This window comes from Citrobacter sp. Cf072 (assembly GCF_030334485.1).
GTDB classification, from domain to species: domain Bacteria; phylum Pseudomonadota; class Gammaproteobacteria; order Enterobacterales; family Enterobacteriaceae; genus Citrobacter; species Citrobacter freundii.
In genome coordinates, this window is the sequence record NZ_JAOWDX010000043.1 from 58,377 (window position 1) to 81,734 (window position 23,358).

Annotated in this window: 27 protein-coding genes; 18 read left to right on the top strand and 9 right to left on the bottom strand. The window is 52.7% G+C overall.

The genetic code is table 11. The features are described 5' to 3' along the window. The first annotated feature begins 150 nt into the window (after window positions 1-150). Genes ulaA through OGX66_RS08330 form a run of 6 tightly spaced genes read left to right on the top strand, consistent with a single transcriptional unit; the run spans window position 151 to window position 4,560 of the window. Window positions 151-1,548: a PTS ascorbate transporter subunit IIC gene (gene ulaA, locus OGX66_RS08305; RefSeq protein WP_003025652.1), complete on the top strand. Its 1,398-nt coding sequence runs from the start codon at window positions 151-153 to the stop codon at window positions 1,546-1,548. Window positions 1,549-1,563: 15 nt separating this feature from the next. After that, window positions 1,564-1,869: a PTS ascorbate transporter subunit IIB gene (gene ulaB, locus OGX66_RS08310; protein WP_003025655.1), complete on the top strand. Its 306-nt coding sequence runs from the start codon at window positions 1,564-1,566 to the stop codon at window positions 1,867-1,869. Window positions 1,870-1,879: 10 nt separating this feature from the next. Further along, on the top strand, window positions 1,880-2,347 hold the full coding sequence (gene ulaC / locus OGX66_RS08315) for a PTS ascorbate transporter subunit IIA (protein WP_003025658.1): 468 nt from the start codon (window positions 1,880-1,882) through the stop codon (window positions 2,345-2,347). A 12-nt stretch (window positions 2,348-2,359) separates the two neighbouring features. Next, window positions 2,360-3,010, top strand: a complete 651-nt coding sequence (gene ulaD, locus OGX66_RS08320; RefSeq protein ID WP_003025660.1) for a 3-keto-L-gulonate-6-phosphate decarboxylase UlaD — start codon at window positions 2,360-2,362, stop codon at window positions 3,008-3,010. 9 nt (window positions 3,011-3,019) lie between these two features. Beyond that, window positions 3,020-3,874, top strand: a complete 855-nt coding sequence (locus OGX66_RS08325) for an L-ribulose-5-phosphate 3-epimerase (RefSeq protein WP_003839508.1) — start codon at window positions 3,020-3,022, stop codon at window positions 3,872-3,874. Next, window positions 3,874-4,560, top strand: a complete 687-nt coding sequence (locus OGX66_RS08330) for an L-ribulose-5-phosphate 4-epimerase (protein WP_044713128.1) — start codon at window positions 3,874-3,876, stop codon at window positions 4,558-4,560. Before OGX66_RS08325 ends, OGX66_RS08330 begins: the two co-directional genes overlap by 1 nt. A gap of 132 nt (window positions 4,561-4,692) precedes the next feature. Here OGX66_RS08330 and yjfY read toward each other — a convergent pair whose 3' ends face one another. After that, window positions 4,693-4,968 carry a DUF1471 family protein YjfY gene (gene yjfY, locus OGX66_RS08335; RefSeq protein ID WP_003025668.1) on the bottom strand — a complete coding sequence of 92 codons (276 nt, stop codon included), beginning with the start codon at window positions 4,966-4,968 and terminating at the stop codon, window positions 4,693-4,695. A gap of 298 nt (window positions 4,969-5,266) precedes the next feature. Here yjfY and OGX66_RS08340 point away from each other — a divergent pair, with 298 nt between their 5' ends. The 6 genes from OGX66_RS08340 to OGX66_RS08365 all read left to right on the top strand — a co-directional run bounded on the left by OGX66_RS08340 (window position 5,267) and on the right by OGX66_RS08365 (window position 8,695). Next, on the top strand, window positions 5,267-6,031 hold the full coding sequence (locus tag OGX66_RS08340) for a TSUP family transporter (protein ID WP_003025670.1): 765 nt from the start codon (window positions 5,267-5,269) through the stop codon (window positions 6,029-6,031). A 158-nt stretch (window positions 6,032-6,189) separates the two neighbouring features. Continuing rightward, window positions 6,190-6,585 carry a 30S ribosomal protein S6 gene (gene rpsF, locus OGX66_RS08345; protein ID WP_003025672.1) on the top strand — a complete coding sequence of 132 codons (396 nt, stop codon included), beginning with the start codon at window positions 6,190-6,192 and terminating at the stop codon, window positions 6,583-6,585. Window positions 6,586-6,591: 6 nt separating this feature from the next. Beyond that, a complete protein-coding gene (gene priB / locus OGX66_RS08350) occupies window positions 6,592-6,906 on the top strand; it encodes a primosomal replication protein N (protein WP_003025674.1) in 315 nt (104 codons plus the stop codon). Between the two features lie 4 nt (window positions 6,907-6,910). Beyond that, the gene (gene rpsR, locus OGX66_RS08355; RefSeq protein ID WP_000135199.1) at window positions 6,911-7,138 is read left to right on the top strand and encodes a 30S ribosomal protein S18; all 228 of its coding nucleotides are present in this window, start codon (window positions 6,911-6,913) and stop codon (window positions 7,136-7,138) included. Between the two features lie 41 nt (window positions 7,139-7,179). After that, window positions 7,180-7,629, top strand: coding sequence for a 50S ribosomal protein L9 (rplI, locus tag OGX66_RS08360; protein ID WP_003025676.1), 450 nt, complete (start codon window positions 7,180-7,182; stop codon window positions 7,627-7,629). A gap of 142 nt (window positions 7,630-7,771) precedes the next feature. Then, entirely contained in the window at window positions 7,772-8,695 is a 924-nt protein-coding gene (locus OGX66_RS08365) for a DMT family transporter (protein ID WP_286511365.1), read from the top strand. A 29-nt stretch (window positions 8,696-8,724) separates the two neighbouring features. Here OGX66_RS08365 and OGX66_RS08370 read toward each other — a convergent pair whose 3' ends face one another. After that, the gene (locus OGX66_RS08370; protein WP_003025681.1) at window positions 8,725-9,375 is read right to left on the bottom strand and encodes a LysM-like peptidoglycan-binding domain-containing protein; all 651 of its coding nucleotides are present in this window, start codon (window positions 9,373-9,375) and stop codon (window positions 8,725-8,727) included. 219 nt (window positions 9,376-9,594) lie between these two features. On the opposite strand from OGX66_RS08370, the gene bamJ reads away from it, so the two are divergent. Next, window positions 9,595-10,215, top strand: a complete 621-nt coding sequence (gene bamJ, locus OGX66_RS08375; protein WP_003025685.1) for a BamJ family beta-barrel-assembly machinery protein — start codon at window positions 9,595-9,597, stop codon at window positions 10,213-10,215. 308 nt (window positions 10,216-10,523) lie between these two features. Next, a complete protein-coding gene (gene cycA, locus OGX66_RS08380) occupies window positions 10,524-11,933 on the top strand; it encodes a D-serine/D-alanine/glycine transporter (RefSeq protein WP_003025688.1) in 1,410 nt (469 codons plus the stop codon). 83 nt (window positions 11,934-12,016) lie between these two features. Here the strand turns inward: cycA and ytfE are convergent, their stop codons facing one another. Continuing rightward, on the bottom strand, window positions 12,017-12,679 hold the full coding sequence (gene ytfE, locus OGX66_RS08385; RefSeq protein ID WP_003025690.1) for an iron-sulfur cluster repair protein YtfE: 663 nt from the start codon (window positions 12,677-12,679) through the stop codon (window positions 12,017-12,019). A gap of 245 nt (window positions 12,680-12,924) precedes the next feature. Here ytfE and OGX66_RS08390 point away from each other — a divergent pair, with 245 nt between their 5' ends. Then, a complete protein-coding gene (locus OGX66_RS08390; RefSeq protein WP_200057964.1) occupies window positions 12,925-14,478 on the top strand; it encodes a methyl-accepting chemotaxis protein in 1,554 nt (517 codons plus the stop codon). Between the two features lie 63 nt (window positions 14,479-14,541). Here OGX66_RS08390 and OGX66_RS08395 read toward each other — a convergent pair whose 3' ends face one another. The 3 genes from OGX66_RS08395 to OGX66_RS08405 all read right to left on the bottom strand — a co-directional run bounded on the left by OGX66_RS08395 (window position 14,542) and on the right by OGX66_RS08405 (window position 17,338). Beyond that, complete coding sequence (locus tag OGX66_RS08395; RefSeq protein WP_106107785.1) at window positions 14,542-15,507, bottom strand: DMT family transporter; 966 nt, start codon at window positions 15,505-15,507, stop codon at window positions 14,542-14,544. Window positions 15,508-15,583: 76 nt separating this feature from the next. Next, a complete protein-coding gene (locus tag OGX66_RS08400) occupies window positions 15,584-16,408 on the bottom strand; it encodes an AraC family transcriptional regulator (RefSeq protein ID WP_016149455.1) in 825 nt (274 codons plus the stop codon). 81 nt (window positions 16,409-16,489) lie between these two features. Next, window positions 16,490-17,338: an SDR family oxidoreductase gene (locus OGX66_RS08405; RefSeq protein WP_270924623.1), complete on the bottom strand. Its 849-nt coding sequence runs from the start codon at window positions 17,336-17,338 to the stop codon at window positions 16,490-16,492. Between the two features lie 90 nt (window positions 17,339-17,428). Here OGX66_RS08405 and OGX66_RS08410 point away from each other — a divergent pair, with 90 nt between their 5' ends. Next, window positions 17,429-17,809 carry a winged helix-turn-helix transcriptional regulator gene (locus OGX66_RS08410; protein WP_270927896.1) on the top strand — a complete coding sequence of 127 codons (381 nt, stop codon included), beginning with the start codon at window positions 17,429-17,431 and terminating at the stop codon, window positions 17,807-17,809. Window positions 17,810-17,851: 42 nt separating this feature from the next. Here OGX66_RS08410 and cpdB read toward each other — a convergent pair whose 3' ends face one another. After that, the gene (gene cpdB / locus OGX66_RS08415) at window positions 17,852-19,795 is read right to left on the bottom strand and encodes a 2',3'-cyclic-nucleotide 2'-phosphodiesterase (protein ID WP_192468482.1); all 1,944 of its coding nucleotides are present in this window, start codon (window positions 19,793-19,795) and stop codon (window positions 17,852-17,854) included. Between the two features lie 188 nt (window positions 19,796-19,983). Here cpdB and cysQ point away from each other — a divergent pair, with 188 nt between their 5' ends. Next, window positions 19,984-20,724 carry a 3'(2'),5'-bisphosphate nucleotidase CysQ gene (gene cysQ, locus OGX66_RS08420; RefSeq protein ID WP_003025705.1) on the top strand — a complete coding sequence of 247 codons (741 nt, stop codon included), beginning with the start codon at window positions 19,984-19,986 and terminating at the stop codon, window positions 20,722-20,724. Here the strand turns inward: cysQ and OGX66_RS08425 are convergent. Beyond that, a complete protein-coding gene (locus OGX66_RS08425) occupies window positions 20,714-21,271 on the bottom strand; it encodes a YtfJ family protein (RefSeq protein WP_106902706.1) in 558 nt (185 codons plus the stop codon). The genes cysQ and OGX66_RS08425 overlap by 11 nt on opposite strands. A gap of 328 nt (window positions 21,272-21,599) precedes the next feature. Between OGX66_RS08425 and OGX66_RS08430 the strand changes: the two genes are divergently transcribed. Next, a complete protein-coding gene (locus tag OGX66_RS08430) occupies window positions 21,600-21,806 on the top strand; it encodes a DUF1107 domain-containing protein (RefSeq protein ID WP_003025710.1) in 207 nt (68 codons plus the stop codon). A 66-nt stretch (window positions 21,807-21,872) separates the two neighbouring features. Here the strand turns inward: OGX66_RS08430 and paeA are convergent, their stop codons facing one another. Further along, window positions 21,873-23,213, bottom strand: a complete 1,341-nt coding sequence (gene paeA / locus OGX66_RS08435; RefSeq protein WP_003025713.1) for a polyamine export protein PaeA — start codon at window positions 23,211-23,213, stop codon at window positions 21,873-21,875. Window positions 23,214-23,358: the final 145 nt, after the last annotated feature.

Consider the following 23,358-nt stretch of genomic DNA (forward strand, 5'->3'; position numbering starts at 1 on the left):
CCACTCTGCAAGTGAGAGAATTATTTGCGTACTGCATCACATTTAATCAAATTCAATCTTGTTGTGATTACTTTTGAAAATTAGAGTGAGAGCACAACATCCTGGGCATCTGTAATGAATGTTCAGCAACTTCGTCTACTGGAGATCGTTATGGAGATCCTCTACAACATCTTTACCGTCTTTTTTAATCAGGTCATGACCAATGCACCGTTGCTGTTGGGTATTGTGACCTGCCTCGGCTACATCCTGTTGCGTAAAAGTGTCAGCGTTATTATCAAAGGCACGATCAAAACGATTATCGGTTTTATGTTATTGCAGGCAGGGTCGGGCATTCTGACCAGCACGTTTAAACCGGTAGTGGCGAAGATGTCCGAGGTTTACGGTATCAACGGTGCGATTTCCGATACCTATGCCTCCATGATGGCAACCATCGAACGTATGGGGGATGCCTATAGCTGGGTAGGGTACGCGGTACTGTTGGCGCTGGCGCTAAACATTTGTTACGTGCTGCTACGGCGGATTACCGGTATTCGTACCATCATGCTGACCGGGCACATCATGTTCCAGCAGGCGGGCCTGATCGCCGTCTCTTTCTACATCTTTGGCTATTCCATGTGGACCACCATCATCTGTACCGCGGTGCTGGTGTCGCTCTACTGGGGCATTACCTCCAATATGATGTACAAGCCGACCCAGGAAGTGACCGACGGCTGTGGTTTTTCCATCGGTCACCAGCAGCAGTTCGCCTCCTGGATTGCTTACAAAGTCGCGCCGTATCTGGGTAAGAAAGAGGAGAGCGTAGAAGATCTCAAGCTGCCAGGCTGGCTGAATATCTTCCACGACAACATCGTTTCTACCGCGATTGTGATGACCATCTTCTTCGGGGCGATCCTGCTCTCTTTCGGCATTGATGTGGTTCAGGCGATGGCGGGTAAAACCCACTGGACGGTGTATATCCTGCAAACCGGTTTTTCGTTTGCTGTCGCTATCTTCATCATCACCCAGGGCGTACGTATGTTCGTTGCTGAACTTTCAGAAGCGTTCAACGGTATCTCTCAACGCCTGATCCCGGGCGCGGTACTGGCCATCGACTGCGCGGCGATTTATAGCTTTGCTCCTAACGCGGTGGTCTGGGGCTTTATGTGGGGGACCATCGGCCAACTGATTGCGGTGGGCATCCTTGTGGCCTGCGGCTCTTCCATTCTGATTATCCCAGGCTTTATCCCGATGTTCTTCTCGAACGCCACTATCGGCGTATTTGCTAACCACTTTGGCGGCTGGCGCGCAGCGCTCAAGATTTGCCTGGTGATGGGGATGATCGAAATCTTCGGCTGCGTCTGGGCGGTGAAGCTCACCGGTATGAGCGCCTGGATGGGCATGGCGGACTGGTCAATTCTGGCACCGCCGATGATGCAAGGCTTTGCCTCCATCGGCATCGTGTTTATGGCCGTCATTATTCTGATTGCACTGGCTTATATGTTTTTCGCAGGACGCACGTTGCGTGCTGAGGAAGACGCAGAAAAACAACTGGCAGAACACTCTGCTTAATAAGGAGTTCCGATTATGACCGTACGTATTCTGGCTGTGTGTGGCAATGGGCAGGGCAGTTCCATGATCATGAAAATGAAGGTGGACCAGTTTTTAACCCAGTCAAATATTGACCATACGGTAAACAGCTGCGCCGTGGGCGAATACAAAAGTGAACTGAGCGGAGCGGATATTATCATCGCCTCTACGCATATCGCCGGTGAGATTACCGTTTCTGGCAATAAATATGTCGTTGGCGTACGCAACATGCTGTCTCCTGCCGATTTTGGACCAAAACTGCTGGAAGTGATCAAAGCGCATTTTCCGCAGGACGTGAAGTAAGGGGCGGCATATGAAATTACGTGACTCGCTGGCAGACAATAGTTCCATCCTTTTGCAAGCCGAGGCCAGTACCTGGCAGGAAGCGGTAAAGCTTGGCGTGGATCTGCTGGTTAAGGCTGATGTGGTTGAACCACGCTACTACCAGGCCATCCTTGATGGCGTTGAGCAGTTTGGCCCGTACTTTGTGATTGCGCCAGGCCTGGCGATGCCGCACGGCCGTCCGGAGGAAGGGGTCAAGAAAACCGGTTTTGCGCTGGTGACGCTGAAAACGCCGCTGGTGTTTAACCACGAGGATAACGACCCGGTCGACATTCTGATCACGATGGCGGCAGTTGACGCCAACACGCATCAGGAAGTGGGCATCATGCAGATCGTGAATCTCTTTGATGACGAAGCCAATTTCGACCGTTTACGCGCCTGCCGCACCGCGCAGGAAGTGTTGGATTTAATTGATAACGCCACTGCGGCGGCTGTTTAAAAGGATACCAAAATGTCATTACCTATGTTGCAGGTTGCGCTGGATAACCAATCAATGTCTTCCGCGTATGAAACGACGCGTCTGATTGCCGAAGAGGTCGATATCATTGAGGTGGGCACTATTCTTTGCGTGGCAGAGGGCGTGCGCGCCGTTCGCGATCTGAAAGCGCTTTACCCACATAAAATTGTGCTGGCGGACGCCAAAATTGCCGATGCGGGAAAAATCCTCTCCCGCATGTGTTTCGAAGCCAACGCCGACTGGGTCACCGTCATCTGCTGTGCCGATATCAACACCACCAAGGGTGCGCTGGAGGTGGCGAAAGAATTTAACGGTGATGTACAGATTGAACTGACTGGTTACTGGACCTGGGAGCAGGCGCAAGAGTGGCGTGACGCAGGGATTGGGCAAGTTGTATATCACCGCAGTCGTGATGCGCAGGCGGCGGGCGTGGCGTGGGGAGAAGCGGATATCAGCGCGATCAAGCGTCTGTCCGAGATGGGCTTTAAAGTCACCGTCACCGGCGGTCTGGCGCTGGAAGATCTGCCGCTGTTCCAGGGAATTCCGATTCACGTCTTTATTGCCGGCCGCAGTATTCGCGATGCCGCCTCTCCGGTGGAAGCGGCCCGTCAGTTCAAACGTTCTATCGCCCAACTGTGGGGATGAGGAGCGACTATGTTGTCGAAACAGGTCCCGCTCGGTATTTATGAAAAAGCACTCCCCGGCGGGGAGTGCTGGCTGGAACGCTTGCAACTGGCGAAGGAACTGGGCTTTGACTTTGTCGAAATGTCGGTTGATGAAACCGACGCTCGCCTGGCGCGTCTTGACTGGAACCGCGAGCAGCGACTGGCGCTGGTGGCCGCTATCGCCGACACCGGGATACGGGTACCGTCCATGTGCCTGAGCGCTCATCGTCGTTTTCCGCTTGGTAGTGAAGATGATGCGGTACGCGAACAGGGGCTGGAGATCATGCGTAAAGCCATCCAGTTCGCCCAGGATATCGGCATCCGTGTGATTCAGCTGGCGGGTTACGACGTTTATTACCAGCAGGCCAATAACGAAACGCGTCGTCGGTTCCGCGATGGGCTGAAAGAGAGCGTAGAGATGGCGAGCCGTGCACAGGTGACGCTGGCGATGGAAATCATGGATTATCCACTGATGAATTCGATCAGTAAGGCACTGGGATACGCCCACTATCTCAACAATCCGTGGTTCCAGCTGTATCCCGATATTGGCAATTTATCGGCGTGGGATAACGACGTGCAGATGGAGCTGCAGGCGGGAATGGGCCATATAGTTGCCGTACACGTGAAAGATACCAAACCCGGCGTATTCAAAAATGTGCCGTTTGGTGAAGGGGTTGTCGATTTCGAACGTTGTTTTGCGACGCTCAAACAGAGTGGGTATTGCGGGCCATACCTGATTGAGATGTGGAGCGAAACGTCGGACGACCCGGCACGTGAAGTGGCGAAGGCGCGCGACTGGGTGAAAGCGCGTATGGCCAGCGCGGGCCTGGTGGAGGCAGTGTAATGCAAAAACGTAAACAGCAGGTTTTTGAGGCCAACATGGATCTGCCGCGCTACGGGCTGGTGACGTTTACCTGGGGTAACGTCAGCGCCATTGACCGCGAACGCGGGCTGGTGGTGATTAAGCCCAGTGGCGTCGACTACCAAACAATGACAGTGGATGACATGGTGGTTGTGGATCTGCACGGTAATGTGGTGGAGGGACGCTATCGTCCTTCTTCCGACACCCTCACCCATCTGGCGCTGTATCGCCGTTTTTCCTCTCTCGGCGGCGTGGTGCATACCCACTCAACCCACGCGACGGCATGGGCGCAGGCAGGTCTGGCAATTCCTGCGCTCGGCACGACGCATGCTGACTACTTCTTTGGCGATATTCCCTGTACCCGGGCTTTAACTGAAGCTGAAGTTCAGGAGGAGTATGAACTTAATACCGGTAGGGTGATTATTGAAACGCTCGGGGAGGTGGAACCTTTACATACGCCTGGCGTAGTGGTGTACCAACATGGCCCGTTTGCCTGGGGCAAAGATGCTCACGACGCGGTACATAACGCTGTGGTGATGGAAGAGGTGGCAAAAATGGCATGGATTGCGCGTGGCATTAATCCGGCGCTCAGCCCCATCGACAGTTACCTGATGAATAAGCACTTCATGCGTAAGCACGGCCCAAATGCCTATTACGGCCAGAAGTAAGAAAAAACGTTCCGGAGCCAACTCTTCATGGGGATGAGATCGGTCTGGCTTCGGGATTGTTTTGCAAAAAAAAGCCCCCAGTGAAGGGGGCAAGTCAAACTGTGGCAATGTTCTCGTTGGTTGTTTCTGGTGCTAGCGATAAATATCTGCACTGGCGTGCATATTTCCGTTACTACCGGGTTCCCTGGTGAGGATCACGTGATAGTAGGTTGCGCCTTGCGCATCGGTTTCTTCATTCAGGGCCTGAGTGGCTTCACTTTCAGTGGCGAAATTATGATTTATGTAAATAACGCCTAAGCTCTGCACATCATCCATATTCCTGGCCTGATGATTGTCAATTTTGATGGCTGCCGTTGCATTTGCACTGAGCAAAAGTACAGCCAGAAGGGTCAAAACACGGGCTCGCATATGTACCTCCTCGACTGCGGTCTCTGGTTAGCTCTCTCCTGTGAGTGGATAACTTCTGATTTAATTTTAACCGCTGCCGGCGCAGTCGATAGCGACCATTTCTGATGCAGTTGTTCAAAAAATTACCGCAAAGCCATCTTTTCTTTAATTAACAATCAGCTGATGCCTTCCGCTACGGTTAAAAATACCTGCCTTACGCGCATAAGCTCTTACCAAATAGTCAATTTAATCGGGTGAGTACGCCGTTTATAGTGAGCCAGATAATTAATATAACTTTATGATAATTAGGCAAAAACTTATGGATACTTCATTCATGGATTTCAGCTATTTCGTGATTATGTTTATGGTCGCGCTGGTGGCTGGCTTTATTAACGTGGTGTCGGGCGGCGGTGGTTTTCTCTCTATTGGCGCTCTCTTAATTTCTGGTTTACCCCCGGCTAATGCGCTGGCAACCAATAAAATTCAGGCACTGGGTAGCTCGCTAACCTCCGGAATTTACTTTTTACGCCGGGGACATATTAATGTGCAGGAGCATAAATATGTCTTTTTATCTGCCTTTATCGGTTCTGCGATGGGCACAACGCTTATCCAGTTTATTGAACCGGACGTGTTGAAGAAACTGCTGCCGATCCTGATTATCGCGGTCGCTATCTACTTTATTTCTGCGCCTAATCTTAGCGAACCGAAAAGAAAGCAGCAGGTATCCCTGTTTCTCTTCTCGTTGATCTGCGGGGGAGGTATTGGGTTTTATGATGGTTTTCTCGGTGCCGGGGCCGGCTCCTTTTATACGCTCTGCTATATCCTGCTGTGGGGGTACAGTATCGATAAAGCGCAAATCCACTCGAATTTTATCAACCTGGCGTCGAACATTGCCTCGATTCTGTTCTTCATTTTCGGCGGTAAAATGATCTGGTCGCTGGGGCTGGTGATGTTTGCCGGGCAATCCCTTGGCGCACGTCTGGGTGCGACAGTCGTACTGACGCGCGGCAAGAAAGTCATCCGACCCATGATTGTCATCGTCTCTATTTGTATCAGCGTCAAAATGCTGCTGGATATGTATTAATGGCGACATGATAAATAATCGTACAAGCACCTTGAGTTTAACTGCTGACCCCAGTATTATGACGCGTCATTTTTCAGCCGACCTTTAACACGTTCCTTGCCTCCATGGGCCTCGGCTGACCCAGACAGGAGGCTGAATAATCCGTAAGGAGCAATTCGATGCGTCATTACGAAATCGTTTTTATGGTCCATCCTGACCAGAGCGAACAGGTTCCGGGTATGATCGAACGCTACACTGCTGCCATCACTGGTGCAGAAGGCACGATCCACCGTCTGGAAGACTGGGGCCGCCGTCAGCTGGCTTACCCGATCAACAAACTGCACAAAGCTCACTACGTTCTGATGAACGTTGAAGCGCCGCAGGAAGTGATCGATGAGCTGGAAACTACCTTCCGCTTCAACGATGCCGTTATCCGCAGCATGGTTATGCGTACTAAACACGCTGTTACCGAAGCATCTCCGATGGTTAAAGCGAAAGACGAGCGCCGTGAGCGTCGCGATGATTTCGCTAACGAAACCGCAGATGATGCTGAAGCTGGGGATTCTGAAGAGTAATTTCTGATGACCAACCGTCTGGCGTTGTCCGGCACCGTGTGCAGGGCTCCCCTTCGAAAGGTCAGTCCATCAGGAATTCCTCATTGCCAGTTCGTGCTTGAGCATCGTTCTGTGCAGGAGGAAGCCGGGTTTCACCGGCAGGCGTGGTGCCAAATGCCCGTTATTATTAGCGGACACGAAAACCAGGCCATTACTCACAGTATAACGGTCGGTAGCGCAGTGACCGTTCAGGGGTTCATCTCTTGCCACAAGGCAAAGAACGGCCTGAGCAAAATGGTTCTGCATGCCGAGCAGATTGAATTGATAGATTCTGGAGACTAGCCATATGGCACGTTATTTCCGTCGTCGCAAGTTCTGCCGTTTCACCGCGGAAGGCGTTCAAGAGATCGACTATAAAGATATCGCTACGCTGAAAAACTACATCACCGAAAGCGGTAAGATTGTCCCAAGCCGTATCACCGGTACCCGTGCAAAATACCAGCGTCAGCTGGCTCGCGCTATCAAACGCGCTCGCTACCTGTCTCTGCTGCCGTACACTGATCGTCATCAGTAATCGGTCACGGTCCATTAATACGACTTTGAGAGGATAAGGTAATGCAAGTTATTCTGCTTGATAAAGTAGCAAACCTGGGTAGCCTGGGTGATCAGGTTAACGTTAAAGCGGGCTATGCTCGTAACTTCCTGGTACCACAGGGTAAAGCTGTTCCTGCTACCAAGAAAAACGTTGAATTTTTCGAAGCGCGTCGCGCTGAGCTGGAAGCTAAACTGGCTGACGTTCTGTCCGCTGCTGAAGCTCGTGCTGAGAAAATCAACGCACTGGAAACCGTAACCATCGCGTCTAAAGCTGGCGACGAAGGTAAACTGTTCGGTTCCATCGGTACTCGCGACATCGCTGACGCTGTAACTGCAGCTGGCGTTGAAGTTGCTAAGAGCGAAGTTCGTCTGCCGAACGGCGTTCTGCGTACCACTGGTGAGCACGAAGTGAGCTTCCAGGTTCACAGCGAAGTGTTTGCTAAGCTGACTGTAAACGTAGTTGCAGAATAAGTTTTTATTCTGATGACCGCGTAAAAGCGCCGGCCCTGTGCCGGCGTTTTGCTTTTCTGTTCCCCCGCTTTTCTCTCTGGCTATTCTTTATCCTTTTCGGGATAATCACAAAAATAAAACATTATTTCAAAGTGGTGATGGAATGGAACCAACGCACCAACCTCTGTTTGCGCGTAAAAATGTTGTCTATCTGAGCGCGGCGTTCTGCTGCCTGCTGTGGGGGAGCGCCTATCCGGCGATCAAAAGCGGATATGAGATCTTCCAGATTGCCACGGATGACATTCCCTCAAAGATTGTCTTTGCCGGATATCGCTTTCTGTTTGCGGGAATATTGCTGCTAATGCTGGCGATGGCGCAGCGAAAACCGATTGGCCGGTTAAGCCCGCGTCAGTACGGCCAACTCACGCTGTTGGGGCTGACGCAAACCTCGCTGCAATACATCTTCTTCTATATTGGCCTGGCTTTCACGACGGGGGTGAAAGGGTCCATCATGAATGCGACAGGGACCTTCTTCAGCGTGCTACTGGCCCATTTTATCTACCATAATGACAAACTGAGCTACAACAAAGCGCTGGGCTGTATCCTTGGCTTTGCTGGGGTGATGGTAGTGAACTTTAGCAGCGGAATGGATTTTAGTTTCAGCCTGTTAGGAGACGGCTCAGTAGTGATGGCGGCCTTTATTCTTTCTGCTGCCACGCTATATGGAAAACGTATTTCTCAGACGGTGGACCCGACGGTAATGACAGGGTACCAGTTGGGCGGTGGCGGTCTGGCGTTGGTTATCGGTGGCTACGCTTTTGGCGGCACGCTGACCGTACACGGTGCGTCTTCGGTAGCAATTCTGGGCTACCTGACGTTACTCTCTTCGGTCGCCTTTGCCTTGTGGAGTATTCTGCTCAAGCATAATCGTGTGGGGATGATTGCGCCGTTTAACTTCCTGATCCCGGTTTCGGGGGCGGTGCTGTCGGCGATATTCCTCGGCGAAAACATTCTCGAATGGAAATACTCACTGGCGCTGGTGCTGGTCTGTTCGGGGATCTGGTGGGTGAATAAGGTGAAGCGCTGACGCTTCACCTTGATGCCTGATGGCGCCGCTTAACGGGCGCGAATAAAACTGCCGTTAGGCTGGCGGGTGAACAGAACCTGCTGGCCATTCCCGGTATCAATGGTTAATCCCGTCACCACGCCATTGGCATTCTGCCTGATCTGCACCATCTGACCGTCTTTCAGGTTGCTTAGCGGTTTTCCCGCGCCTTCAACCTGCGCCATTGCATACACATCGGTTGGCGGGAGGTTATGGTCACGGAAGACCTGGGCCAGCGTTTTGCCCGAGTCTACGCGATAAGAGCGCCACTGTTGCTCAATTCCGCTATCCTGTTGGAAAGGTTGCGTCTGCGGCTGAGATTGCTGAGCCTGCGGCTGCGCATCAGGTTCTCCTTCCTGGATTGGCTCTGGAGCAACCGGAGCGACCTGGCCGGGATCGTTTTGCGGGGCGACTAACTGTGCCTGTAGCTGAGCCTCGGTTGGTGGCTGCGACTGTGACTGTAAATCCAGCTGGGCAGTACGCGTCACCACAGGGGCATCGCTGGTGTCACTGGAAGGAAGCAGGAAACCTATCACCAGCACGATAGCAGCAATAATAATGCCGCGGCGGTGCATAGGCGGTAGCGGATCCATAATGCGAAAATTGTCCGGTGCATGCCAGATTTTCGCCAGGGTTGGTTTTAATTCAAAGCGCCCGGGCATGGCTTTCCTCCTGCTCCGCGTCTCGTTCCTCGATCATAGAGTATAGATGGCTAACGCTATGATGTTCGTCATATTACCCGCTTTCGTGACGTCAACGCGGGATATTCCTATTGTTTATGTTTCCTCGCGATTTGTCATCTGTTCCCGAGACAAAGTTTTACCGGATGCGGCATGGCTGATATGCTGCCCGCTACTTTACATCCGATGAAAGGAAATATGATGGCTAACCCGACTTTTGACACTATCGAAGCGCAAGCAAGCTACGGCATTGGTTTGCAGGTAGGACAACAGCTGAGCGAATCCGGACTGGAAGGACTGTTGCCTGAAGCGCTGGTAGCGGGTATCGCTGACGCGCTGGAAGGTAAGCACCCGGCAGTGCCGGTTGATGTTGTGCATCGCGCGCTGCGTGAAATCCATGAACGCGCTGATGCAGTACGTCGCGAACGCTTCCAGGCTATGGCGGCTGATGGCGTCAAATATCTGGAAGAAAACCGTGAGAAAGAGGGTGTGAACAGCACTGAATCCGGTTTGCAGTTCCGTGTTCTGACTCAGGGCGAAGGGGCTATTCCGGCGCGTACTGACCGCGTTCGCGTGCATTATACCGGTAAACTGATCGACGGTACCGTGTTTGACAGCTCTGTCGCACGTGGCGAACCGGCTGAATTCCCGGTTAACGGCGTAATCCCTGGCTGGATTGAAGCACTGACCCTGATGCCGGTAGGTTCGAAATGGGAACTGACTATTCCTCAGGAACTGGCTTACGGCGAGCGTGGTGCTGGCGCGTCCATTCCTCCGTTCAGCACGCTGGTGTTCGACGTTGAGCTGCTTGAGATCCTGTAAGCAGTGACTTCTGTTCCCCCCGAGGTCGGGGGGAACAAATAAATAGCGTGAAAAGCTATAGTTACGTCGTTGTCGATATTTTATCTTGCAAATGCCGCATCAGCGTGTATTTTTGTGAGCTGATTCGCGCTATCAGAGTGATATGACACTCACTTTAAACATTAAATTAACATTATATCTAAATCTTAGTATTCATCCCGCCAATTCTTACCTAATATCGATGAGTCCTGATAACAGGATCGTCGTATCATAGACACACTAAAGGCCGTAGAGCCTGAACAACACAGACAGGTACAGGAAGAAAAAACATGGTAGATCAGGTAAAAGTCGACACCGCTGAAGAGGCGTCGTCTGAACAGTCGCTACGGCGCAATCTCACAAACCGTCATATTCAACTTATTGCTATTGGTGGTGCTATCGGTACTGGCCTGTTTATGGGCTCCGGTAAAACCATCAGTCTCGCCGGACCGTCGATCATCTTTGTATATATGATCATCGGTTTTATGCTGTTTTTCGTGATGCGGGCAATGGGTGAATTGCTGCTCTCGAATCTGGAGTACAAATCGTTTAGTGATTTCGCCTCCGACCTGCTCGGGCCGTGGGCCGGGTATTTTACCGGCTGGACCTACTGGTTCTGCTGGGTCGTTACTGGGATGGCAGACGTTGTCGCGATTACCGCGTATGCGCAATTCTGGTTCCCCGAACTGTCAGACTGGGTCGCCTCGCTGGCGGTGATTGTGCTGCTGCTGAGCCTCAACCTCGCCACCGTAAAAATGTTCGGTGAGATGGAGTTCTGGTTTGCGATGATCAAAATCGTCGCCATCATCGGCCTGATTGTCGTCGGTCTGGTGATGGTGCTGACGCACTTCCAGTCGCCAACCGGCGTTCAGGCATCGTTCACGCATCTGTGGAATGACGGTGGCTGGTTCCCGAAAGGTCTGAGCGGCTTCTTTGCCGGCTTCCAGATAGCGGTGTTCGCGTTTGTGGGTATTGAGCTGGTGGGAACGACCGCTGCGGAAACCAAGGATCCTGAGAAATCTCTGCCGCGCGCCATTAACTCGATTCCAATCCGTATTATCATGTTCTACGTGTTCGCGCTGATCGTGATTATGTCCGTAACGCCGTGGAGCTCGGTAGTACCAACCAAGAGCCCATTCGTTGAACTGTTTGTGCTGGTTGGTCTGCCTGCTGCGGCGAGCCTGATCAACTTTGTGGTTCTGACTTCAGCTGCCTCTTCCGCAAACAGCGGCGTGTTCTCTACCAGCCGTATGCTGTTCGGCCTGGCGCAGGAAGGCGTTGCGCCTAAAGCATTTGCCAAGCTGTCTAAACGCGCAGTTCCGGCGAAGGGGTTAACCTTCTCCTGTATCTGTCTGTTGGGCGGCGTGGTGATGCTGTACGTGAACCCGAGCGTGATTGGCGCGTTCACCATGATCACCACCGTGTCGGCGATTCTGTTCATGTTCGTCTGGACCATCATTCTTTGCTCGTACCTGGTGTACCGCAAGCAACGTCCTCACCTGCATGAAAAATCAATCTACAAGATGCCGTTAGGCAAGCTGATGTGCTGGGTATGTATGGCGTTCTTCGTCTTCGTACTGGTACTGCTGACGCTGGAAGATGATACCCGTCAGGCGTTGATGGTGACGCCGCTGTGGTTCATCGCGCTGGGTCTGGGCTGGTTGTTTATCGGTAAGAAACGTATGGCGGGTATGCGTTAAGCGTTGTCATATCGGACACAAAAAAGGCCACATAAGCAGTGGCCGAATTCGGACTTCAGGAAGGCGCTCTCGGGCGCCTTTTTTTATTCACCTGCGAGGGCACGCGGGAACAACACATTGTTTTCCAGGCTGATGTGTTCCATCAGGTCATCGATCATTTCGTTAATGCCGTTATACATGGCTTTCCAGGTGGTGCAGGCTTCTGGCGGCGGCGTCACGTTGTGGGTGATGTGTTTGATCACTTCCACCAGTTCACCCGCATCGTCATGTTCGCTTTCCATCACGCTGATTGGCCCCATCGCCTGGCTACCCATGCCCTGTTTGATCATCGGGAACAGGATCTGCTCTTCTTTCATCATGTGGCTGGACAGCTCTTCATGCAGCATGGTCAGATTTTTCGCCAGACCGCGCGGTACGTTCGGTTTGTCTGCGTGAACGCGTTCAACTTTTGTGGCCTGCAGGATCAGCTCCGGCAGCTGTTCGCGGTGTCTGTCGTGATAACGTACGATGATATGGTCGATGATTTCAGCCAGAGCCACGGTACGCCAGTCTTTCTCCAGCGGCTGTTCAGCCAGCTGCGCAAGCTGCGCCTCAATAACGTCTAAATCCAGCTCTTTACGCGCGGCAGCGCGTGCCAGCGTTTGCTTACCGCCGCAGCAGTAATCCATATCGTATTTACGAAACAGGGCCGAAGCGCGAGGAATAGAGAGCGCCAGTTCACCTAAAGGTTGATCGCGATAAGACATTGCCGTTACCTCATTCTCAATAATATAAGATGTATTTTAAATACAACTTATGGCGAAGGATATAACCCTTTCGGGGTGGGGTGTTTTGTGATGAACGTCACGAAAATTTCTTATTTCGTTAAGGTGCTGAATCTTATTGGAAAGGTGAGGGGCGGCGAAAAAAGCGGCTCGACAGGATTAAATAAGCGCACGCCGCTGCCGATAGTTAGACCTCAGACAATACCTGCATAATAAAAAGGCTACAGATGTTCAAACGAATCAAAGTGATAACCTTACTTATCACCGTGTTACTCGCCCTGGGCGCAATGCAGCTCATCTCCGCGGGCGTCTTTATTGGCGCGCTCAATAACGATAAGCAGAACTTTAACGTGTCTCAACTTTCCAGCCAGAATGTGGCCGAGTTTACCGATGCGTGGATTAGCCTGAACCAGGCTCGCGTCACGCTCAACCGGGGCATGCTGCGTTTACAGGGAACGATGGCTAGCGAGATTAACGGCGGTCAGTTGAAGGAGTTGGTGAACACAGCAAATCGCCTGTTGGCCGAATCGAAAGAGCATTACGATAAATACTACGCTCTACCGGAAACGCCGGGGTTGGATGAGCATCTGGCCGATCGACTGGAAGAACAGTACGGCATCTATTCTGCGACGCTGGCAAAAATGAACGCGCTGCTGGCTGAAGGAAAGCTGGAAGATATGTTCAAGCAGAACGCCGAGCAAAAGCAAACGGCCATGCAGGAAGTTTATCGGGAATGGCGTAGCGCGCAAACGGCGCTGGCCACTGCCGGGGTACAGGACAATGAGAGTGACTACCAGAAGATAATCTGGCTGCTGTCCGCGGTGATGCTGATTGTCGTCACCGTGATTATCGCCAGTTGGCTGGCGATGCAGCGAGTGCTGCTCAAGCCGCTCCACGAGGTGATGGGACATATTCGCCATATTGCCGCAGGTGATTTGACTCACCGCATCAATGCCGATGGCAGTAATGAAATGGCGCTGCTGGCAGGCAACGTCCGCGACATGCAGCAGGCGCTGGCGAACACGGTCAGCGTGGTGCGTGACGGGGCTGACACCATCTATACCGGCGCGGGTGAAATTGCCGCTGGCAGTAACGATCTCTCTTCACGTACCGAACAGCAGGCCGCCTCTCTGGAGGAGACCGCAGCCAGCATGGAACAACTTACTGCAACCGTGAGACAGAATGCAGATAACGCGCGTCAGGCGACCAGCCTGGCAAAAAATGCTTCGCAGACGGCGCAGAAAGGCGGAACCGTGGTTGATGGCGTGGTGCGTACGATGGATGAAATCGCCACCAGTTCCAGCAAAATTGCGCAAATTACTACTGTTATCGACGGTATTGCTTTCCAGACCAACATCCTAGCGCTGAACGCGGCGGTAGAAGCGGCGCGAGCGGGCGAACAGGGGCGTGGCTTTGCTGTAGTCGCAGGCGAGGTGCGCACGCTGGCGCAGCGTAGCGCTCAGGCGGCAAAAGAAATTAAGGCGTTGATTGATGACTCAGGGAATCGGGTCAATGCCGGTACGGCGCTGGTGCATGAGGCGGGTGAGACGATGGCGGAAATTGTCAGTGCCGTCACCCAGGTTACCGATATTATGGGAGAAATTGCGTCGGCCTCTGATGAACAGAGTCGGGGTATCGATCAGGTCGGTCAGGCGGTGGCTGAGATGGATCGCGTCACGCAGCAAAACGCCTCGCTGGTGGAGGAATCCGCTTCCGCCGCTGCCGCGCTCGAAGAGCAGGCCGCACGGTTGAACCAGACGGTGGCGGTGTTTAAAGTTTAACGTCTGCTCCGGCCTACAAGATATTATCCAGTAGGCCGGATAAGCGGAGCACCATCCGGCACATTATGATTGTGAAACCACCATGACGCTCGGTTTCTGTGGCTTGGCTCTGACGGCTATCACTACCCCAACCATCAGCAGCGTAATACCGCTTACCGTCAGCAGCGGCGGAAATTCCTGGCGCAGTATAAAGGTGTACAGCAAACCAGCCAGCGTTTCGAAGACAATCAACGGGCCGAGGATCACCGTCGGCAGCTTCTGGCTGGCGACGTTCCAGCACAGTGCGCCAACCCAAGAACACAATACCGCAATGGCTATCATCAGGCCGATAAACACGGCTGGACGCGGACCGAAGGGCAAAGCGAAGTCCGGCGTTTGCCCGTTCAACCACAGGCAGGCGGCAATATAGCCGAGCAGAGAAACAGGCAGCGTTACCAGAGCCTGAGCCGTCGCCCACATCATCGGGTGCTTTTCCGGATTCTCGCGCAGCCAGCGGGCATTACGCAGCGCATACCACGCCCAACACACCACCGAAATCAGCGCCAGTGCGATGCCAGAGCCATATCGCCAGCCGCTAAAGTCAGGGAGTCCCTGATTCAGCTCCGAGATATTCACGCACAGCAGGCCTATACCAATCAACACCAGCGCAGGCGACAAACGCCACCATGATAATTTGCCGTCACGCTGGCTGTAGAGCAGGTTAGCGAAGACCGGGATCACCACCGGCAATGTACCAATAATCATCGTGGAGACCGGTGCGCCGGTGCGCTGGATAGCGCTTGCCAGGCAAACGTAATAAATCAGATTTCCCATCATTGTTAGCGTCAGCGCAGTTACCCAGTCTTTCCGCCCGAGTTGACGCAGGCGCACACGTCCCAGCCAGGCAATCGGCAATGCGATCAGCCCCAGCGCCAGATAGCGCCCCATCGACTGCAATACCGCCGGGTATTCCGGTACGATCAGCGGTCCAACAAAAATTAATCCCCACATCAGCCCGGCCAGCAGGGCATACAACACACCGCTAATCATTTTTGATATCCACATCGCTTAACAATACGTCGAGTGTAGGCAGGAAAAATGCCGCCGTATTGTATGAGATTGCTGATCAACGCCGGACGACTTGTTTCTGATATCGCACTGGCGTAATGCCGTAGCGATGGGTAAACGCGCGGGTGAGATGCGACTGGTCGGTGAGGCCGGTTGCGGCGGCGACCTCTGCGGCGGGCATACCGCAAGTGAGAAAACCTTTGGCTCGCCACAGGCGGATCGCCATCAACATCTGGTGCGGCGTGACGTGGAAATGAGATTTAAACTGGCGCTGAAAATGCCAGGGACTCAGCGATGCAACCTGCGCCAGCTCGTCGAGCGTGACCGGATGCATATAATTATCGTGCAGATACTCGCGTACTCGTTCAAAGCGATGCGCCCCCTCCGGCAATACCGGTGCATGGCGGGCCAGCGGCTGGAACGTGTCGATCAGATCGAGCAATAGTCCTTTTTGCGCCAACGGATCTTCCGTGTTCCACAGGCCGTGGATCAGCGAGCAGATCTGGCGCGAGCGCAGCGGATCGTGACGCGTTACGTCATGAAACCACCAGTGGCGGATCCCAGTGACCTCTTCCAGAAGATCGGGCTCAAGATAAATCATCCGATAGCGCCAGCCATCGGCGGTTTCGGCCTCGCCGGTGTGCAGCTCATCGGGATTCATGGTTACGACGGAATGGGCGGGGGCCACGTACTGCGTGCCGCGATAACGAAAACGTTCGGCTCCGGCTTCTATCGCGCCAATGCCGAATGCTTCATGTGTGTGCGGCTCAAAGGCGTAACGTGAGATGTGCGCATGATACAGCTCTACGCCCGGCACCTGCGCCAGATGGCGAAAGCGGGCGCTGTCTTTCTCATCAATAAACTGCTCAGGTACACCTTGCACGTTTTCTCTCCCCACGCATCATCCTGTCATTATCAGAGAGGATGCGTGGGGATGCCACCACAATTAACTAATTTTTAACACTTACACGATGCCTTTGACGCTGTCAGCCAGCGAGGTGGTCGGGCGACCAATCAGTTTGCTCAGCGTATGGCTGTCGTCGAACAGACCGCCTTTGGAGGCGCCAGTGTCTGAGTCAGCCAGCATGTCCGCCAGTCCGGCAGGCAGACCTACACCTTTTAGCGCGGCGGCAAAATCAGCTTCGCTCAGGTTCTGATACACCACTTTTTTACCACTCTGTTTTGCCAGCTCGGCAGCCAACTGACTCAGGGTCCAGCCTGCGTCGCCCGCCAGCTCATAGGTTTTACCGGCGTGACCGTCTTCACTGATGACGCGCGCGGCGGCAGCGGCATAGTCGGCGCGGGTCGCTGAGGCAATTTTGCCTTCACCTGCAGCCCCGATAAACACGCCATGTTCCAGAGCAGCCGGTGCGCTGGCGAGATAGTTTTCGGTGTACCAGCCGTTACGCAGTAGCGCGTAGGCGATACCGGATTCAGCCAGCATCTGCTCGGTTGCCACATGCTCATCAGCCAGCCCCAGCGGAGAGGTGTCGGCGTGCAGCAGGCTGGTGTAGGCGATAAATTTCACGTGAGCGGCTTTCGCTGCGTTAATCACGTTGCGATGCTGCGGGGCACGTTGTCCCACTTCGCTGGAGGAGATCAGCAGTAGCTTGTCGATACCCTGTAAGGCAGTTGTAAAGGCGGCTTCATCGCTGTAATCCGCCTGACGAATGGTAATGCCCTGCTGACTAAGCGCCGTCGCTTTAGCGGGATTACGCACGATTGCCACAATCTGGCTGGCAGGAACGGTTTTCAGCAGAGATTCAATAACGTGTTGGCCCAGTTGGCCGGTGGCGCCGGTAATCGCGATCATGGGGTGACTCCTTGGTATTGGTCTTGTGTTTAATCACGTTAACACCTAAACTTACTTTTAGTAAGTACGTACAAAAAGGTTAGTATGAAAATGACAGCTTCGACGCTCTCCCAGCAGTTACGCGATGGCAACTTGTTTGCCGAACAATGTCCCTCCCGCGAGGTGTTAAAACACGTCACCAGCCGCTGGGGTGTATTGATTCTGGTGGCGCTGCGCGACGGTACGCACCGTTTCAGCGATTTGCGCCGTAAGATGGGCGGGGTCAGTGAAAAGATGCTGGCGCAATCTCTGCAGGCGCTGGAGCAGGACGGGTTTATCAATCGGGTGTCATATCCGGTGGTACCGCCGCACGTGGAATATAGTTTGACGCAGTTGGGTGAGCAGGTGAGCGATAAAGTCGCCGCGCTGGCGGACTGGATAGAAGTGAATTTGCCGCAGGTTTTAGCGCAGCGGGAAGAGCGGGCGGCGTAAAGTATTGCCGGATGGCGGCTAACGCCTTATCCGGCACGAAAATTACTTACTTAAATCCAGCTGGTAAATGGCGAAACCGATGTCATCGGTCGCGACTTTTTTCAGCGGATACTGGCCTTTCTCTTTAATAAACGCCGCGGCTTTATCAGACGGTGATGTTTCAAAGCGAATATCCAGTGGCGTATCGCTGTGAATTGGCGCCAGACGCCAGTTGTTATCTGCCGCCGGATGAATTTCACCGGCACGCTTCGTCTGTGCACCAATCCACGCGGCCAGCACCGAGCGGTTTTCATCCGGAGAAGCAAACGCGATGTGGCTGTCGCCGGTTCCGGCAAACTTACCGCCGTAGGCGCGGTAGTTGTTGGTCGCGACGAGGAAGGTAGCATTCGGATCGATTGGTTTGCCGTTAAAGGTCAGATTTTTAATACGTTCCGCTTTCGGATTAATGGTCTGACATTCCCCGTCGTAGCGGGCGGGTTGCGATACATCAATCTGGTAATTTACGCCGTCAATCACGTCGAAATTATAGGTACGGAAGCCGTCCCAGTTAATCAACGACTGTGGTTTGCTGCTGTGGATATCAATCTGATTGAACTGCCCGGCGGAACATTCCAGCCACTCTTTCACCTCTTTACCGCTGGCTTTCACCACCACCAGAGTGTTGGGATAGAGATACAAATCAGCGGCGTTACGGAAGGTTAACTGGCCTTTTTCGACTTCGACAAAGCTTGCCGGATCGTTCTTGCGTCCACCGACCTTAAACGGCGCGGCGGCGGAAAGTACCGGTAGTTTTGCCAGATCCGGATCGCCCTGAATAAAGTGTTCCACATAGGCTTTCTGCGCGTTGTTCACCACCTGTACGGTCGGGTCATCCTGTACCAGCGCCAGATAGCTGTACATATTGTCGGCGGATTTACCGATCGGTTTGCTGACAAACTCACGCGTGGCGTCGTGATCGGCTTTCAGGATCTCAACGATTTTCTTATCTTCAACGGCCAGTGATTTTTTCGCTGCCGCGTCATAAATCGGACGTGCTTCGGCTTTCGCCTGGGTGACCTGCCATTTACCGCTGTCGTTATTCAGCACTAAATCCACCACCCCCAGATGATCGCCCCACATACCCGGCATCACCGCCGGAACCCCATTCAGCGTACCTTTTGCGATATCTGCACCTTTGATGTTGGCAAAGTCTTTACCAGGGAAAACGGCGTGAGCGTGGCCAAACATAATGGCATCCACGCCTGGGACTTCACTGAGGTAATAAACGGAGTTTTCCGCCATGGTTTGATACGGGTCGGCAGAAAGCCCGGAGTGAGCAACTACCACCACGACATCGGCTCCTTTTTCTCGCATTTCGGGAACGTAATTGCGTGCAGTTTCCGTAATGTCGTTCACCGTCACTTTACCGCTGAGGTTGGCTTTATCCCAGGTCATAATCTGCGGTGGCACAAAACCGATATAGCCAATCTTCAGCGTCTGCTTTTTCCCTTCTTTGTCGACAACCTCAGTGTCTTTGATCAGATAAGGCGTAAATAGCGGCTTTTTGGTCTTAACGTCGATGATATTGGCGTTAACGTAAGGGAACTTCGCCCCTGCCAGCGCGTTGTGCAGATACTCAAGACCGTAGTTGAATTCATGGTTGCCGAGGTTACCCACCGCGTAATCCAGGGTATTCAGCGCTTTATATACTGGGTGAGTTTCGCCCGCTTTCAGCCCTTTGGCCGCCATGTAATCCCCGAGCGGGCTGCCCTGAATCAGATCGCCATTATCAACCAGCACGCTGTTTTTGACTTCTCCACGCGCAGCGTTGATAAGACTTGCCGTACGTACCAGACCGAATTTTTCAGTCGGTGTATCTTTGTAATAATCGAAATCCATCATATTGCTATGCAAATCAGTGGTTTCCATTATACGCAGATCGACGGTCGCGGCATTGACGCTGGCTGCAATCAGCGTTGCCAGAAGCGTTGCACTAAACTTAATCATCAGGGGCATCCTTTTAAGATCTAAGCCACAAAAGAAAATGTATATAAATCTTCTTGCTTACAGAACTGTGAATCATGACATGAATATAGCGTTTAAAACCGCAGACGCTATCACAGTTGGCGGATCCCCTGACGATCGGGTATAAGTAAAACAACGAGTTAACACCACTGACAGAAACGAGGTGGAGAATGCTAGAACATGTATGCCAGCTTGCACGGAACGCGGGCGATGCCATTATGCAGGTCTACGATGGAATCAAACCGATGGAGATTACCAGCAAGCAGGATGATTCTCCGGTCACGGCGGCGGATATCGCCGCGCACAAGGTTATCCTCGAGGGATTACTGGCGCTGACGCCGGATATTCCCGTCCTGTCTGAAGAAGCGCCTCCTGGCTGGGATGTCCGCCAGCACTGGCAGCGCTATTGGCTGGTGGACCCGCTGGACGGGACCAAAGAGTTCATTAAGCGTAACGGTGAATTTACGGTCAATATTGCGCTGATCGAAAAGGGAAAGCCGGTTCTGGGCGTGGTTTACGCGCCGGTAATGAAAGTGATGTACAGCGCAGCAGAAGGTAAAGCGTGGAAAGAAGAGTGCGGCGTACGTAAACAAATTCAGGTTCGTGACGCGCGTCCGCCGCTGGTGGTCATTAGCCGCTCGCATGCCGATAATGAGTTAAAAGAGTATCTGCAACAGTTGGGCGAGCACCAGACCACGTCGATTGGCTCATCGTTGAAGTTCTGCCTGGTGGCGGAAGGGCACGCACAGCTGTACCCGCGTTTTGGGCCCACTAACGTATGGGACACCGCCGCGGGCCACGCTGTTGCCGCCGCAGCCGGAGCGCACGTTCACGACTGGCAGGGGAAACCTCTGGATTACACCCCACGTGAATCGTTCCTCAACCCCGGCTTCCGCGTTTCTATTTACTGAGCAATTTGTGCAGCAGGGCAATCACCTGCTGCACCTCTTCCTGCGTTAATGCGCCATCTTTTGCCCACTGCACGCGTCCGTCCTTGTCGAGTACGACGATAGCGGAGCTCTCTTCATCCAGTTGCCAGGCTTTACGCGCAATGCCATTGCTGTCGACAATGAATTGCGACCACGGGTAGAGCTTCTTATTGCTCTCCAGACTGCTGCGCACAAACATACCGGAGCCGGGAATGGCGTCATCAGTGTTGACGATAGTGGTGGTCTGGTATTTGTCGTGCGGCAGGTTGGCGGCTTTGATTGCCTCGATCAGTGTCGCATTTTTCTCTTTGGCTGAGGTGCGTCCGGCAATGTGTTGCACAATTCGCACTTTCCCAGGCAACTGCGCGCTATTCCAGCTTTTGTAGCTAAACTTATCGTTATCGAGAATCAGTTCGCCGCGATCGGCGATCCCCACCGGTGGTACGCGTTGGTCAGTCTCAAACTTATGTGCGGAGGCAATCATCGGCAGCAGCAGAAACGACATTGCCAACAGTTTTCGTAAGGTCATAGGTTTTCCTTCTTTCTTTTATTTTGCAGGTGATCCGACCACTTGGGTCTGGAATTTAATCATATGTGCGATTGATGCTTTTTCCCGCAAGCGCGATGCCAGTTTGCGGACGGGCGCACAAATCCTGCGAAAAATGAAGGCTTATACTGAAGACAGCGAAGCGTTGAAAAGATAATTCTGAATAATTGTAACCTGAAGGTAAATAAACTTATACACGCTGGAAACATCAACGAGATAGTCTATAGTCATAGGGCATTAAAATTTGCGCCTGAGGATTGTCGGACCGATTGTGGTACCGCAAAGGCGTAATGCTCAGCAGGAGACAACAATGAAAATTTTCCAACGATACAACCCGCTGCAGGTGGCGAAGTACGTGAAGATCCTGTTTCGTGGACGGTTATATATCAAGGATGTAGGCGCTTTTGAATTTGATAAGGGTAAGATTCTTATCCCAAAAGTGAAGGACAAGCTGCATTTTTCCGTGATGTCCGAAGTTAACCGTCAGGTCTTGCGTCTGCAAACTGAGATGGCTTGATCAAGTGCTATGCAGTAGTTAAAAAAACGGCTCCTGGACAGGAGCCGTTGATGTTTCTGTAAGGCGTTACGACGCCTTTGCCTCTTCTTTTGCATCTGGCAGTTTTGGTACCAGAACAGTAGGTTTGCTGTCCAGACGCGTCACCAGCAGCTGATCGATCTTGTAGTTATCGATATCCACCACTTCAAATTTGTAGCCAGAATACTTCACCGAGTCGGTGCGTTTCGGGATTTTACGCAGCATGAACATCATAAAGCCGCCGATGGTTTCATAGTTGCCGGACTGCGGGAACTCGTCGATATCCAGCACGCGCATAACGTCATCAATCGGCGTACCGCCATCAACCAACCATGAGTTCTCATCACGCGCCACAATCTGCTCTTCCAGACCCTGGCCAACTAAATCACCCATCAGCGTGGTCATCACGTCGTTGAGCGTGATAATCCCTACCACCAGCGCGTACTCGTTCATGATGACGGCAAAGTCTTCGCCTGCGGTTTTGAAGCTTTCCAGTGCTTCAGAGAGCGTCAGCGTGTCCGGGACGATCAGCGTATTGCGGATCTGTACGCCGCTGTTCAGCGCCATGCTTTGGTTCGCCAGTACGCGGTTGAGGAGATCCTTTGAATCGACATAACCAATGATGTGGTCGATATCTTCGTTACACACCAGGAATTTGGAGTGCGGATGTTCCGCCACCTTGTTCTTCAGGCTTTGCTCATCTTCATGGAGATCGAACCAGATAATATTCTCGCGCGAGGTCATTGAAGACGGGACGGTACGCGATTCCAGTTCGAACACATTTTCAATCAGCTCATGCTCCTGTTTGCGCAGAACACCCGCCAGCGCACCGGCTTCGACCACGGCGTAAATGTCGTCTGAGGTGATGTCATCTTTTCGCACCATTGGGATCTTAAACAGACGGAAAATGTTGTTTGCCAGACCGTTAAAGAACCACACCAGCGGGCGGAAGACCAGCAGGCAGAAGCGCATCGGGTTGATGATACGCAAAGCCACAGCTTCTGGCGCAATCATACCGATGCGTTTCGGGGTTAAATCCGCGAACAGGATGAACAGGCCAGTAACCAGCGAGAATGACAGAATAAAGCTTAACTGTTCGGACAGCTCTGGAGCGAAGTACTTCGAGAAAAGGCTGTAAAACGCCGGGGAGAATGCTGCATCACCGACGATACCGCCGAGAATGGCGACCGCGTTAAGGCCAATTTGCACGACGGTAAAAAACATGCCGGGGTTTTCCTGCATCTTCAAAACACGTTGTGCGTTTACGTTGCCTTCATCGGCAAGCAGTTTAAGTTTTATTTTGCGTGATGCAGCAAGCGAGATCTCAGATATCGAGAAAAACGCACTCACGGCGATCAGGCAGAGAATGACTAAAATACTGTTTAACATATCTTATCCGACCGTTCAGGTCAGATCCTCGGAAGGGAGAAGTTGATACTCGTCGTCTTTCAAGCTGCAGGTGCGTTAGCTGCACTCATTCACCCCAGTCACATAGTTATCTATGCTCCTGGGGATTCACGAGTTTGCCGCCTGC